At 64.3% G+C, this 14,073-nt stretch carries 10 protein-coding genes; 3 read left to right on the forward strand and 7 right to left on the reverse strand.

Features of this window, described 5'->3' with window-relative positions; all coding sequences use genetic code 11:
- Positions 1-55: 55 nt before the first annotated feature.
- From BLU35_RS19105 to BLU35_RS19115, 3 genes are all read left to right on the forward strand, one after another.
- Positions 56-2,713, forward strand: a complete 2,658-nt coding sequence (locus BLU35_RS19105; RefSeq protein WP_057247952.1) for a nitrate reductase — start codon at positions 56-58, stop codon at positions 2,711-2,713.
- On the forward strand, positions 2,685-4,187 hold the full coding sequence (cysG, locus tag BLU35_RS19110) for a siroheme synthase CysG (protein WP_093234066.1): 1,503 nt from the start codon (positions 2,685-2,687) through the stop codon (positions 4,185-4,187). Before BLU35_RS19105 ends, cysG begins: the two co-directional genes overlap by 29 nt.
- A gap of 88 nt (positions 4,188-4,275) precedes the next feature.
- On the forward strand, positions 4,276-4,971 hold the full coding sequence (locus BLU35_RS19115; RefSeq protein ID WP_093234067.1) for a DUF2268 domain-containing putative Zn-dependent protease: 696 nt from the start codon (positions 4,276-4,278) through the stop codon (positions 4,969-4,971).
- Between the two features lie 67 nt (positions 4,972-5,038).
- Here the strand turns inward: BLU35_RS19115 and BLU35_RS19120 are convergent, their stop codons facing one another.
- From BLU35_RS19120 to BLU35_RS19155, 7 genes are all read right to left on the reverse strand, one after another.
- Positions 5,039-5,458, reverse strand: coding sequence for a GFA family protein (locus BLU35_RS19120; protein ID WP_057247955.1), 420 nt, complete (start codon positions 5,456-5,458; stop codon positions 5,039-5,041).
- 158 nt (positions 5,459-5,616) lie between these two features.
- Entirely contained in the window at positions 5,617-6,417 is an 801-nt protein-coding gene (gene iolB / locus BLU35_RS19125; RefSeq protein ID WP_057247956.1) for a 5-deoxy-glucuronate isomerase, read from the reverse strand.
- A 237-nt stretch (positions 6,418-6,654) separates the two neighbouring features.
- Positions 6,655-7,554, reverse strand: a complete 900-nt coding sequence (gene iolE / locus BLU35_RS19130) for a myo-inosose-2 dehydratase (protein WP_057247957.1) — start codon at positions 7,552-7,554, stop codon at positions 6,655-6,657.
- A 260-nt stretch (positions 7,555-7,814) separates the two neighbouring features.
- Positions 7,815-9,668: a 3D-(3,5/4)-trihydroxycyclohexane-1,2-dione acylhydrolase (decyclizing) gene (gene iolD / locus BLU35_RS19140; RefSeq protein WP_093234068.1), complete on the reverse strand. Its 1,854-nt coding sequence runs from the start codon at positions 9,666-9,668 to the stop codon at positions 7,815-7,817.
- 73 nt (positions 9,669-9,741) lie between these two features.
- Positions 9,742-11,679, reverse strand: coding sequence for a bifunctional 5-dehydro-2-deoxygluconokinase/5-dehydro-2-deoxyphosphogluconate aldolase (locus BLU35_RS19145; RefSeq protein WP_093234069.1), 1,938 nt, complete (start codon positions 11,677-11,679; stop codon positions 9,742-9,744).
- Between the two features lie 124 nt (positions 11,680-11,803).
- On the reverse strand, positions 11,804-12,658 hold the full coding sequence (locus BLU35_RS19150) for a MurR/RpiR family transcriptional regulator (protein WP_058323691.1): 855 nt from the start codon (positions 12,656-12,658) through the stop codon (positions 11,804-11,806).
- A gap of 89 nt (positions 12,659-12,747) precedes the next feature.
- Positions 12,748-13,875 carry a Gfo/Idh/MocA family protein gene (locus BLU35_RS19155; protein ID WP_058323690.1) on the reverse strand — a complete coding sequence of 376 codons (1,128 nt, stop codon included), beginning with the start codon at positions 13,873-13,875 and terminating at the stop codon, positions 12,748-12,750.
- Between the last annotated feature and the right edge of the window lie 198 nt (positions 13,876-14,073).

The following is a 14,073-nucleotide window of genomic DNA, read 5'->3' on the forward strand; positions in this document are numbered from 1 at the left end:
GAAGGGCTTCAGGGCGCCGGTTCAACAGCGCCTCGATGCCGGAGGAGGACAGGCAATGCCCTCTGAGACGAGAACCACCTGTCCCTATTGCGGTGTCGGCTGTGGTGTTATCGCGACGGTGGCCGAGGACGGCGCCGTCTCCGTTCGCGGCGACGTCGAGCATCCTGCCAATTTCGGCAGGCTGTGCTCCAAGGGCTCGGCGTTGGCCGAGACCCTCGATCTAGACGGCAGGCTTCTTTACCCCGAGGTCGACGGCAAGCAGGCCGGCTGGGACGAGGCGCTCGATATCGTCGCCACACGTTTCGCTCAGACGATCGCAGAACATGGGCCGGATTCGGTTGCCTTCTATGTCTCCGGGCAGTTGCTGACCGAAGACTATTACGTCGCCAACAAGCTGATGAAGGGCTTCATCGGCTCGGGCAACATCGACACCAATTCGCGGCTCTGCATGTCCTCCTCGGTCGCCGGTCATCGCCGCGCCTTCGGCTCGGACACGGTGCCGGGCTGCTACGAGGATCTGGAGCTTGCCGATCTCGTGGTGCTGACGGGCTCCAATCTCGCCTGGTGCCACCCGGTGCTCTACCAGCGCCTTGCCGCGGCAAAGGCGGCGCGGCCCGAGATGCGGGTGGTGGTGATCGATCCGCGCCGCACGATGACCGCCGATATCGCCGACATGCATCTTGCCATCCGGCCGGATGGCGACGCGGCGCTGTTCAACGGCCTTTTCGCCCATCTGGCCGCCAGCCCCACTAACGACCGGTCCTTTATCGCTGCCCATACCAGCGGCTTCGCCGAAGCCTTCGCAGCGGCGAGCGCGCTTGACGAGTCCGCCTTGGCACAATCGACCGGGCTCGAACCGTCGGAAATCACCGCCTTCTTCCGCCTGTTCGAAACGACGGAAAACGTCGTCACCTGCTACAGCCAGGGCGTCAACCAGTCCTCCTCGGGCACCGACAAGGTCAACGCCATCATCAACTGTCATCTCGTCACCGGCCGCATTGGCCGGCCGGGCATGGGGCCGTTTTCGCTGACCGGTCAGCCCAATGCCATGGGCGGCCGCGAGGTCGGCGGCCTCGCCAACATGCTTGCCGCCCATATGGACATCGAAAAGGCCGGGCACCGCGATCAGGTGCGCCGCTTCTGGGGCGCGCCATCGATCGCGACCAGGCCGGGGCTGAAGGCGGTCGACATGTTTCGTGCGGTTGCAGACGGCCGGATCAAGGCGATCTGGATCATGGCGACCAATCCCGTGGTCTCCATGCCGGATGCCGACGCCGTCGAGGCCGCACTCAAGGCCTGTCCCTTCGTCGTCGTCTCCGATGTGCTCCAGGAGACCGACACCACCCGTCACGCCCATGTGCTCCTGCCCTCGCTCGGCTGGGGCGAGAAGGACGGGACGGTCACCAATTCCGAGCGCCGCATTTCCCGTCAGCGCGGCTTTCTCGCGGCCCCGGGGGAGGCCCGCGCCGACTGGTGGCAGCTGAACGAAGTGGCGCGCCGTATGGGGTTCCAGGGTGCCTTCGCCTATACCTCACCCTCAGAAATCTTCGCCGAGCATGCTGGTCTTTCGGCGTTCGAGAATGACGGGCGGCGCGATTTCGACATCGGCGCCCATGCGGAGATCGATGCTGCGGCCTACGACGCGCTCGCGCCGTTCCAATGGCCGCAATCGCTGGGGAAGCCAGAGGGCGAGACCCGCTTCTTTGCCGATGGTGGCTTCTTCCACGCGGATGGGCGTGCCCGCTTCGTCGCGGTTGCGAGCGCCGTGCCGGCCCGCGTCAGTGGCGGCTTCCCTTTGACCTTGAACACCGGCCGCGTGCGCGACCACTGGCACACGATGACCCGCACCGGTAAGAGCGCGCGCCTCTCCGCCCACCTCGCCGAACCTTTCGTCGAGATCCACCCGCGTGACGCGATGGATCTTGGCATCGCCCCCGCCGATCTCGTTTCCCTTGAGAGCCCTTACGGCTCGGCGATCGTCCGCGCACTCATCACTGAGCGCCAGGCGCGTGGCAATCTCTTCGTGCCCATGCACTGGAACGACCAGTTTGCCGCCAAGGCGCGCATCGATGCGCTGGTCCCGCCGGTTACCGATCCGGTCTCGGGCCAGCCGGCCTCGAAAAATGCCGCCGTTGCGATCCGCCGTTTTTCCGCTTCGACCTACGGCTTTGCGGTCAGCGCGTCGAAACCCTCGGGTCTCGATCTCGGCTATTGGGCCGTTGCCAAGGCGAGGGGCGGTTGGCGTCTGGAACTTGCTGCAGAGACGACGCCGGAGGATTGGGTCGCCTGGTGCCGGAAGACCTTTGGCCTTACTGGGGACATCGAGCCGATCGGCTATGCGGATGGGCCCTCCGGCCAAAGACGGCTCGCCTTCTTCGACGGCGATCGCTTGCTGCTGGCGCTGTTTCTCGCACCTGAACCCGTCGCCGTAGCCCGCAACTGGGCGGTCGAACAGCTGAGCGCCTCGCATACGGACCTGCGCACGCGCTTTGCGCTCGTTGCCGGCCGGCCGGGCGCCGACCGGCCGGACCCCGGAGCGACCGTCTGCTCCTGTTTCAATGTTGGCGTCAATCAGATCGTCGCGGCTGTCCGCGGCGGCTGCCGTTCGGTTGAAGCTGTCGGGCGGGCGCTGAGCGCCGGAACCAATTGCGGCTCCTGCCGCGCCGAGATCAGGGGGATCGTCGATGGATGCCTTGCTGCCGCTGCGGAATGAAATTCAATCGCGCCGCGAGCCGGTGCGCATGGCCGCGCTTGCCAAGCTGCCGGTCTTCTGGTCGCTCGAAGCCAAGCGTGTCGTGGTGGCGGGCGGCAGCGATGCCGCGGCCTGGAAGGCGGAACTGCTGGCCGCCTGCGGCGCCGAGGTTCATATCTATGCGCCGGAGGAAGAGCTCGGCGAGGTCTGCGCGGCTTTGATCAGCCAGGGCGCCGCTCATCCCACTGGTCGTCTCGTCCATCACCGCGAGAGCTGGCAGGCGAATGTGCTTGCCGGTGCCGCGCTTGCGGTCGCCGATTGCGAGAGCGACGACGAAGCGCAAGCCTTTTTTGCGGCGGCGCAACAGGCCGGCGTACCGGTCAATGTCATCGACAAGCCCGCTTTCTGTCAGTTTCAGTTCGGTTCCATCGTCAACCGCTCGCCGGTCGTGGTGTCGATCTCGACCGATGGTGCGGCACCCATCCTCGCCCAGGCGATCCGCCGGCGCATCGAGACGCTGCTGCCGCCGGTGCTGAAGGATTGGGCAGCGCTGGCGCAGGCTTTGCGAGACGAGGTCAATGCCCGGCTCAAGCCCGGCGCGCCGCGCCGCGCCTTCTGGGAGCGGTTCGTCGATCTCGCTTTTCAAGCGACACCGGAGGAGGGTGTCGAGACGCGGCTGGTGGCGGAGATGGAGCGCTTGTCGGCGAACCATGCCACCACCGGTCGCGTGACGCTTGTCGGCGCTGGCCCCGGCGACAGCGAGTATCTGACGCTGAAGGCGGTACGGGCCCTACAAGCCGCCGACGTCATCCTGTTCGACGATCTCGTTTCGAACGAGGTTCTGGAGCTCGCCCGGCGCGAGGCCAAGCGCATGCTGGTCGGCAAGCGCGGCGGGCGCGAGAGCTGCCGGCAGGAGGACATCAACGACATGATGGTGGCGCTGGCGCGCGCCGGCAAACGTGTCGTTCGCCTGAAGGCCGGCGATCCCATGATCTTCGGCCGTGCCGGCGAAGAGATCGCCCGTCTGGAGCAGGAAGGGATCCCGGTCGATGTCGTGCCCGGCATCACCGCCGCAAGCGCCATGGCGGCGCGTCTCGGCCTGTCGCTCACCCATCGCGACCATGCCCAGGCGGTGCGCTTCGTCACCGGCCACTCCCGTCATGGCGGTTTGCCGTCGGACATGGACTGGCGCGCTTTGGCCGATCCGAAGACCACGACGATCTTCTACATGGGCGGTCGCACTGCACCTGCTATCGCCGCGCGCCTCCAGGCGGAGGGATTATCCGGCGAGACCCCGGTCGTCATCTCGGCCAATGTCAGTCGCGACAACGAGCGGCGCTGGCAAGGCGCCTTGCGCGACCTTGCCACAGGCATCGCCGTGATCGGCTACGACGATCCGGTCCTGATCGGCATAGGTGCCGCTTTTGGCGTCAGGCGGGTGCCGAGGGCGGCCATCCGACCTGCGCCTTTTGCCGCAGGTTCGCTTGCAGGTTGAAACCTTCTCTCGCTCGGCGTTGCAATCACCGGCCGCATGCTTACCTTGCCGCGCGGTAGAGTGATGTCGATGACGGGAGATTCGCCAGATGCTGGACCTGCGTGTTCACTTACTTGAGGCCTATGGATCGCTTGCCGCTTGGCGCGAACAGATTTTGCGCCAGGTGGACGAGACGGCCGAGCGGGTCGGCGCGCGTGTTCCTGCCGCCGACAGTGCCGCTCCCATCGATATCGTCGTCGAAAACAGGCCGGGAGAGACCATTCCCGAACTGGGTGTGGCCGGTAGCTGCTATCGCAGAGGATTGGTCTACCTGACGCTGGACCCCGACAACGAGAACTTCCATGTCAGCCTTGCCGCCGGCGAGTTGCGGAGAATGTTGACGCATGAGCTGCATCATTCCTTCCGCCACGCGACCTGCGGCTACGGCTCCAAGCTCGGCGAAGCTCTGGTCACCGAGGGCCTTGCGGATGCCTTCGATGTCGAGATCAATGGCGGCGACGGCCATCCTTGGAACCACGCGATTGCAGCGGGCGATTGGGCAGATTTGCTGGAGCGCGCCGAGCGGGAACTCTGGGCGGAGGGCTATGATCATGCCGGCTGGTTCTTTGGCTGCGATCGTGCGCTGCCGCGCTGGGCCGGCTATACGATCGGCTATCACCTTGTGAAAACTTATCTCGCAGCGAACCCCGATGCACACCCGTCGCAGATGACGGCGACACCTGCTTCCGTCGTCATCGGCGAAGCCTGGGCGCCGTTGAAGCAAGGCCTGCTGGCCGCCGCTTGAGCGGCCAGCGGGATGAGGAAAAGTGTGTGCGGTTTTCCGCCCGCATCCCGCTCTAAACCATCGTGATCTAAGAGTAGGGCGCCTCATCGCGGTCGCGTCCGGGCAGCTTCCTGACGTCGCCGATCCAGGGCAGCGCCGAGGAGCACCAGATCTGCGACCGTGGCTTGAGCTCCCGGCGCTGGTTGATCGTGCCGACCCGGATGCCGACTTCCAACGCATCCTCGTCCGTGCCGGTCGTATAGATCGGCGAGCCGCAGTTCGGGCAGAAGAACTGCAGCCGCTGGCGACCGTTTTCAGCGACCTTCGTATAGAGCTTCGGTTCGCCGCCGGTCAGCCGGAAGTTCTCGCGGGCAGTACCTGCGGTCACGCGATAGGCGGATCCCGTCAGTTGCTGGCAATCGGTGCAATGGCAGATCGCGACGTCGCCCGGATCGATCTCGGCCTCATAGGTCACGTAGCCGCAGTGGCATTGCCCGTCGATGCGCATGGAGGCCTCCCTGAAAGCACAGAAGCTAGAGCGGAGCAGCAAAAAGTGTATGCCGCTTTCCGGGTTTGAGCTTGGATAGCTCACGCCTGACTATCGACGACAATCGCCACTGGCTGCAGCGGCTGGAGGCATGGGGCCACGATTGCGTAAGTAGAAACTTACACGCCGGTGAACAGCCACTCGTGTTCGCGGGCGTTGTGGAACTTCCAGATACGCTTCGGCCCGGCCATGACGTTGAGATAGTAGACGTCGTAGCCGTGTACTGCGGCAACGGGGTGATATCCCTTCGGCACCAGCGTCACGTCGCCGTCCTCGACCGCCATGGTCTCGTCCAGCGAGCGGTCGTCGGTATAGACGCGCTGCATGGCGAAACCCTGCGGCGGGTTCAGCCGGTGATAGTAGGTCTCTTCCAGATAGCTTTCGGCCGGCAGGTCGTCCTGGTCGTGCTTGTGCGGCGGGTAGGAGGAGGTGTGGCCGCCGGGCGTAATCACTTCTACGACGAGCAGAGACTGCGCCGAACCGTCATCTTCCGGCATGATGTTGGTGACGTAGCGGGTGTTGGTGCCCTTGCCGCGCGTCATCTGCGGATGCGTGCCCGGCGCGATGACCTTCGCCTTGAAGCCCTCGCCGCCCGGTGCCGAGCAGATGGCAAGATCCAGATCCGAAGTCGCCGTTGCCTGCCAGCGGCTGCCCTTCGGCACATAGACGGCATAGGGCTGGCCCTCGAACGGCGTCATGCGCCCGCCGAGTTCGCCGAAGCTTTCGCCGTCAACGGATACCTTCGCCTTACCGGAGACCAGCACGAGGCAGACTTCCTTGTCACCGGTCTCGCCTTCGGTCGTTTCGCCGGCCTTCAGCCGTTCAAGCGCGAAGCCGACATAGGTCCACCCGGCGCTCTCCGGCGTCACGTTTTGCATCAGGCCCGATTTGGCCTTCGGTTTGACGAGCAGCTTGGACATGTGACGGTCTCCCTGATTCCTTTCCCGGGGCGCTCTGAACGTGTGGCTTGCCCCTCACCCTAACCCTCTCCCCGCAGCCGGGGAGAGGGAATCTGGAGTTTGCCGCATGCTCTCCACCTTACGTCGCGAGGAATTGGGGAGCCAGCGGCATATCCCTTCTCCCCGCAAGCGGGGAGAAGGTGGCGGCAGCCGGATGAGGGGCAATCCCCGTGAAGTCCGGCGACCGAAACCGTGAGCTTACTTGTCGAGCCCGGCTTCCTTGGCAAGGGCCTTCAGCGACTTCAGCCCGAGTGACTGGTATTCGAACGGGTTGCGCACGGCCGAATCCTGTTCGGCCTCGATCACCAGCCAGCCGGAATAGTCGTGCTCGGCCGCGATCTTCAGCACGGGCAGGAAGTCGACGCCGCCCTCGCTGTCGCCGGGCACGGTGAAGACGCCGCGGCGCACGCCTTCGAGGAAGGAGAGGTCTTCACCTTCGACGACTTTGCGGATGGCCGGCCGCACGTTCTTGCAATGGATGTGGCGTACACGGTGCATGTACTTGCTTGCGACTTCCGCCGGATCGGAGCCGCCGAACCAGGCGTGGCCGGTATCGAGCAGCAGCTTGGTCGCCGGCCCGGTGTTCTGCATCAGGAGGTCGATTTCCTCGCCGGTCTGGACGATCGTGCCCATGTGGTGGTGGTAGACGAGGTCGATGCCCTGGCCGGCGCAATACTCAGCGATCGCTTCGAGGTCGGCACCGAACTTCTTCCACTGGTCGGCCGGCAGTACCGGCTTATCGTTGGCAACCGACTTCGTGTCGTCGCCATGAATGGCGTTCGAGGTTTCGCAGACGATCGCCACCTTGCAACCATTGTGCTTCAGGAGGTCGAGATGTGGCTGGATCGCCTTCTTCTCGGCCTCGACGTCGTGGGTGAGCAAGTTGGTCGAATGCCAGCCGGAAACGAAGACGAGATCGTAGGAGGCGAGCTTCTGCTTCAGTGCCTCCGGATCGCTTGGCATCTTGTGCCCCTTCTCGATGCCGTCGAAGCCGATCTTCTGGCAATCGGAGAGGCAATCCTCGAGCGTCAGATGCGCGCCGATCGTATGATCGTCGTCGTTGCTCCAGGCGATCGGGTTGGTTCCGTAGCGGATCATGTTAGTCGTTTCCTATAGCATTGTCCGCGCAGGCGGATCGTTCGTGGTGCCTCATGGGTGCGCAGCGGGGACGGGGCGATTGCCCCCTCATCCGGCTGCCGCCACCTTCTCCCCGCAGGCGGGGAGAAGGGAAATGCCGCGCCCTCCGTGTTCCCTCTCCCCGCTCGCGGGGAGAGGGTTAGGGTGAGGGGCCGCTCTCGATGTCTCATCCTTCCGGACGTTGCCCGACAGGCAAAGACGCGGGCGCCGAAAGGGCAATCTTAGCCGAAGCGCTGGGAGGTGAGCGCCTTTACGTAGCCCTCGCGCGCCTCGTTGACTTGCTTGCGGCCCGAGACTTCGGGCACTGCCACATCCCACCAGTGGCCGCCGGCCTCGGTGGTGATCAGCGGGTCGGTGTCGATGACGATGACGGTCGTGCGCGCCTCGCCCGCCGTCTCCTTGAGGGCCGCTTCGAGCTCGGAGATCGAGCCGACCTTGCGGGTGACGGCGCCCATCGCGGCAGCGTGGGCCGCGAAGTCGATCTGCGGCAGCTCGACGTGATGGGTGTCCTTCAAGAGATTGTTGAAGTTGGCGCCGCCGGTGCCCATCTGCAGCCGGTTGATGCAGCCGTAGCCGGCATTGTCGAGCAGCACGATGGTGAACTTGGCGCCGAGCATGATCGAGGAGGCGATCTCCGAGTTCAGCATCATATAGCTGCCGTCGCCGACCATGACGATGACATCGCTCTCGGGCTTGGCAAGCTTGACGCCGAGGCCGCCGGCGACCTCGTAGCCCATGGTCGAGAAGCCGTATTCCATGTGGTAGCCGCCAGGCTCTTCCGCCTGCCAGAGCTTATGCAACTCGCCCGGCAGACCGCCGGCGGCGCAGACGAGGGTCGTGTTCTTGCCGCCGCGGGCGCGCTGGACGGCGCCGATCACCTGGGCATCGGAGGGAAGCGCCGCATTGGTCGTGGCGGTCGCCTTGTCGGCAGCCGTCAGCCATTCGGCCTTGCCGGCCTTGGCCTTGGCGGTCCAGCTCGGGTCGGCCTTGTAGCTGCCGAGACCGCCAGAGATCCGGTTGAGACCGGCGCGGGCGTCGGCAATCAGAGGCAGGCCGTTGTGCTTGCCGGCATCGAACGGCTGGACGTTGAGGCCGATGATCTTGAGGCCCTCATTCTTGAAGAGCGCCCAGGAACCGGTGGTGAAATCCTGCAACCGCGAACCGACGGCGAGAACCACATCGGCGTCCTCGGCGAGCGCGTTGGAGGCGGAAGTGCCGGTGACGCCGACCGAGCCCATGTTAAGGGAATGCGAATGCGTTAGCGCCGACTTGCCAGCCTGCGTTTCGACGACGGGAATGCCGTGCCGTTCGGCAAAGTCGCCGAGCTCCTTGGTCGCTTCCGAATAGAGCACGCCGCCACCGGCGATGATGATCGGCTTCTTCGCTTGCTTCAGCGCTGCGATTGCCGTTGCCAGTTCGTCGAGATCGGGCTCGATGCGGCGCGGCACCCAGACCTTCTCGTCGAAGAAGTTTTCCGGATAGTCATAGGCTTCAGCCTGCACGTCCTGGCAGAGCGACAGCGTGACGGGGCCGCAATCAGCCGGATCGGTGAGAACCTGCATGGCGCGGCGGAGCGCCGGCACGATCTGTTCGGGCCGTGTGATGCGGTCGAAGTAACGCGACACCGGACGGAAGCAGTCATTGGCCGAGATCGTGCCGTCGCCGAAGCTTTCCACCTGCTGCAGCACCGGATCGGGGCGGCGATTGGCGAAGACGTCGCCGGGCAGGAACAGGACAGGCAGGCGGTTGACATGGGCGAGTGCCGCCGAGGTCACCATGTTGAGTGCGCCGGGGCCGATCGAGGTTGTGCAGGCCATGAAGCGGCGGCGGAAGCTCGCCTTGGCAAAGGCGATCGCTGCATTGGCCATGCCCTGTTCGTTCTGAGCGCGGTAGGTCGGCAGCGTGTCCTTGATTGCATGCAGCGCTTCGCCGACGCCGGCAACGTTGCCGTGGCCGAAGATGGCGAAGACGCCGCCGAAGATCGGTACCTTCTTGCCGTCGATCACGGTCATCTGGCGGGTCAGGAACCGCGCCACGGCCTGGGCCATGGTCAGGCGCACGGTCTTCTGGCTCATTGTCTGTTTCCTCCTCGTGGCGGAATCGTCCCGTTCCACCCTACTTGCGGCATGATCAACGATTGCGTCGATCCTATGCCGCCTTTGTTTCACCCAGTTGCAGCCAGAGATCCACCAGCGCCTTGAACTTCCCGGCCATATCGGCGATCGCCTGCTCGTCGCTCATCGTGCCGCCGAGCCAGGCCTTGCCGGCATCGGCGAAGATCGTGCGGCCGACGGCGAAGCCCTTGACCGTCTTCGAGGTGCGGGCGGCTGCAAATCCATCCTTGAGCTGCTCGTAGGGCGCTTCGAGGCCGAGCAGCACCACGCCGCGGCAGAGCGGATCGCGCGCCTCGATCACGGCGTCGATCGCCGCCCAGGCGCCGCGGCTTGCCTGCGGCTCGAGCTTCCACCAGTCCGGTTTGAGGCCGGCATCGTAGAGCTCGTTGAGCGCCCGTGGAATCGTCTGGTCGTCGAGCTTGCCATGCTTGCCGGCGATGATCTCGATCAGGATCTCGCGACCGACCTTGCGGGCCGCTTCGAAGGCCGAGCGGAGCTTCGCCACCTGCTGCGCCTTGAGGTCTGCCGGATCATCCGGGTGGTAGAAGGAGAGCACCTTGATGCAATGATCGACCGGCCAATCGATCAGGCGGCTGCCGAGGTCCTGGCTGAATTCGAACTGCAGCGGCCGCGAGCCCGGGAGCTCGATCGGCTTGCCGATCCAGAAATCGCGGTGTGCACCGGCGGCATAAAGCGCATCGCGGCCGTATTTGTCGTCGATCAGCATGCCGAAGCCCGAGCGTCCGGCCGCGACTTGCGCCGCTGCCTTGACCGCCAGCACCTTGAAGGCAGGAATGCGCGCGAGAAGCGCCTGGTCTCCGGCGGCCATGTCTTCGAGCTGGCTGCGATGGTCGATCGCAAGCGCCATCAGAAGCGGAATGTCGCGACGACGGGTGGTTGCCCAGTGAACGTGGTTGATCGCCTCGTCCTTGCGCAGCGCCCGCTCCTTGCTGCCGTTTTCGAGGAAGAACTGTAGTTCGGTCCAGGTCGGGATTTCAGGCGCACAGAGCAGGCGCGAGACGGCAAACGCGCCGCAGGCATTGGCCCAGGTGGCCGAGGTCGCGTGCGGTTCGTTCTTCAGCCAGCCGCGCAGGAAGCCGGACATGAAGGCGTCGCCGGCGCCGAGCACGTTGTAGACCTCGATCGGGAAGCCCTTGCCGACGATGCCGTCTTCGAGATTGTCGGAGATAGGGCCGTCATAGACGATGCAGCCCATCGGACCGCGCTTCAGTACGATCGTTGCCTTGGAAAGCGAGCGGATCGTCTTCAGCGCTTGCAAGAGGTCGCTTTCGCCGGACGCGATCAGCACTTCCTCTTCCGTGCCGACGATCAGGTCGCAATCGGCAAGAACGGTCTTGAGGTGCGCCGAGACGCGATCTGAGGCGATGTAGCGGCTTTCGCCGGCGTCATGGCCGGCCAGGCCCCAGAGGTTCGGGCGATAATCGATGTCGAAGACGATCCTGGCGCCACTCTCCTTGGCAATGCGCATCGCCTTGCGCTGCGCCGCATCGGTGTTCGGCTTGGAAAAATGCGTGCCGGAAACCAGGATGGCGCGGGCCGAGCGGATAAAGTCTTCCGAAACGTCGTCTTCGCAGAGCGCGTTGTCGGCGCAGTTGTCGCGATAGAAGAGCAGCGGGAAGGACTTGTCGTTTTCGACCGCGAGGATGGCGAGCGCCGTCAGCCGCTCCGGATCGGTGACGATGCCGCGCGTCTCGACGCCTTCACGGATGAGCTGCTCACGGATGAAGCGGCCCATCTGTTCGTCGCCGACGCGGGTCAGCAACGCCGACTTGAGACCCAGGCGGGCCGTGCCGACCGAGATGTTGCAGGGGCAGCCGCCGACCGACTTGGCGAAACTCGAAACGTCTTCAAGCCGCGTGCCGATCTGCTGGCCGTAGAGATCGACCGAGGCTCGGCCGATGGTGATCAGGTCGAGCGACTTTGCTCCCTGTGCCGAAACGTTCTGGCTCACTGCTTCCTCCCCGCGGACACCTTGGCGGGCCCGACCATTTTCGTACTGTGGGTGATGGCGGTATGAAACATAAATTCCGACGTTTCGTCAATATGGAATTTTCATTCTATCAGTTCCGTTTGACCTAGCCACCTTCGGCAAGGCGCTGACGCTTCTCGGCGATGGCGACGGTCAGCGCCATGGCGAAGGCCATGCTGGCGGAGAGCGAACGGAACCCGGCATGGTCGGCCTCGACCAGTTCGAACCAGACCTTCGAGGATTCCGCGAGCGGCGAGAAGGCCGAATCCGTCAGCGACACGACCGGCACCTTACGTTCGGCGAGAAGCCTCGCCTGGGCGGCGCTTTCGGAGGCATAGGGTGAGAAACTGACGGCAAAGGCCGCATCGTTCTTCGTCGCCATGGCCAGCACATCCTCGTCGATGCCGGCGGCCGTGCCGACGAGCTGGTACTTCACCTTCAGCTTGCCAAAGGCATAGGCCATGTAGCTGGAGATCGGGTAGGAGCGGCGCTTGGCGATCAGGTAGATCGTGTCGGCTTTGGCCAAAATGTCGACGGCCCGCTCGAAGGCTTCCGGATCGACCGAAGAGGCGATGTTGTCGAGCGAGCGGTGGGCGGCGGCGACGAAGCCGTTGAAGATCGAGCCGCTTTCGAGCCTGCTATGGTCGTTGTTGCTCAGCGCCTTCAGCCGATCCTCGTAGCCGGGCGTGCGCTCGCGCAGCCGCGCGCGAAAGATCTGCTGCAGGCTGGAGAAGCCCTCGAAGCCGAAATGCTGGGCGAAGCGCACCAGCGTCGACGGCTGCACTTCGGCCGAGGTGGCGATGCTGGCCGCCGTGCCGAAGGCGATCTCATCCGGATTGTCGAGCGAGTAGGCGGCCACCTGGCGCAGCCGTTTCGGTAGCTGCGCCTTGCGTTCCAGAATGGCGGCCTTCAGCGCCTCGAAATCCTGCGGGACCTCCGTCGTCGTTTCCGGCATGGCCATGTCTTATTCGTCTCCTCGGTCTTCGGTGTCGTTTGCATCCTCACTCTAATCGATTAGCCGGGAACGGCATAGAACAGACGTTCCATTTTCTAGATATGCACCCATTCATTGGTCTTGGCAGACTGATAGGTCGCCGACAGCACCTTCTGTACCTCAAAGCCTTCGCGGAAATCGGTCGAGGGTGATTTGCCCCCGGCGATGGCGTCGAGGAATTCCTTGACCTCGATCGCCTTCAGGTCGTTGAAGCCGATCTGGTGGCCGGGAGCCACGCAGAAGGCGCCATAGGGCGGATGCTCCGGTCCCGCCCAGATGGTGCGGAAGCCGCGGGTGCGGATGTCGTCGCCGGTCTTGTAGAGGCGGATTTCGTTCAGCCGCTCCTGGGTGAAGACGATGCTGCCCTTGGAGCCGTAGATCTCGAAATCGTGCTGCATCTTGCGGCCCGTGGCGATCCAGCTTGCCTCAAAGCTGCCGGTCGCGCCGTTTTCGAAGCGCACGAAGGCGCGGGTGATGTCGTCGACCTCGACGGCGCGGGTCTCGCTCGAGCCCTGCGCGATCGGGCGTTCCGGAATCTGGATGATGGTCTCGGCCAGTACCGATTTGATCGGGCCGACGAGGTGGCGCATGGAGGCGATGATGTGGCTGCCAATATCGGCAAGCGCGCCGCCGCCGCTGGCCGGGTTCAGGCGCCAGCCCCACGGAACGCTGGCGTCGGCCATGAAATCTTCCGCATGAATGCCGCGCATCGAGCGAATCTCGCCGATCTCGCCGCTTTCGATGATGTCCTTGGCAAGGAAGATCAGCGGGTTCTTGAGATAGTTGAAGCCGACCTGGGTGACGACGCCGGCCTTCTCGGCCGCCCCGACCATCTCCCAGCATTCAGCAACGGTCGGCGCCAGCGGCTTCTCGCAATAGACATGCTTGCCATGCGCGATCGCGGCCAGCGCCATCTCCTTGTGCAGGAGGTTCGGCGTGGTGATGTCGATGATGTCAATATCCGGATCGGTCAGCAACTCGCGCCAGTCGGCAGTCGCCTTGCGGAAGCCGAGTTGGCCGCGAGCCCGTTCAGCGCTCTCGGTGGTCACGTCGGCGACCGAAACGAGATCGAGCTCGAAGGGCAGGTCGAAGACCCGCGCGGCAATGGTGAAGCCGAGCGCATGGGCCTTGCCCATGAAGCCCGTGCCGATCAGGCCGATCCCGAGTTTGCGCTTGCTGGCCATGTTGAAGTCCTCCCGGTCGGCGCCGCTGCAATCGGTCTAAAATGAAATGAATTGTGCATGTTTTGTCAATATGGAATATTTATTCGAAATACGACGGTGATACGGGAACGGTGTCCATCGAAACAGCCAAATCTGTGCGTTCCGGCCAGGCTCATCTTGACGAAGGGGGAATGTGTTAACGCATTTTTACCATGTTCC

It is taken from the genome of Sinorhizobium sp. NFACC03, assembly GCF_900103435.1.
GTDB lineage: Bacteria > Pseudomonadota > Alphaproteobacteria > Rhizobiales > Rhizobiaceae > Ensifer.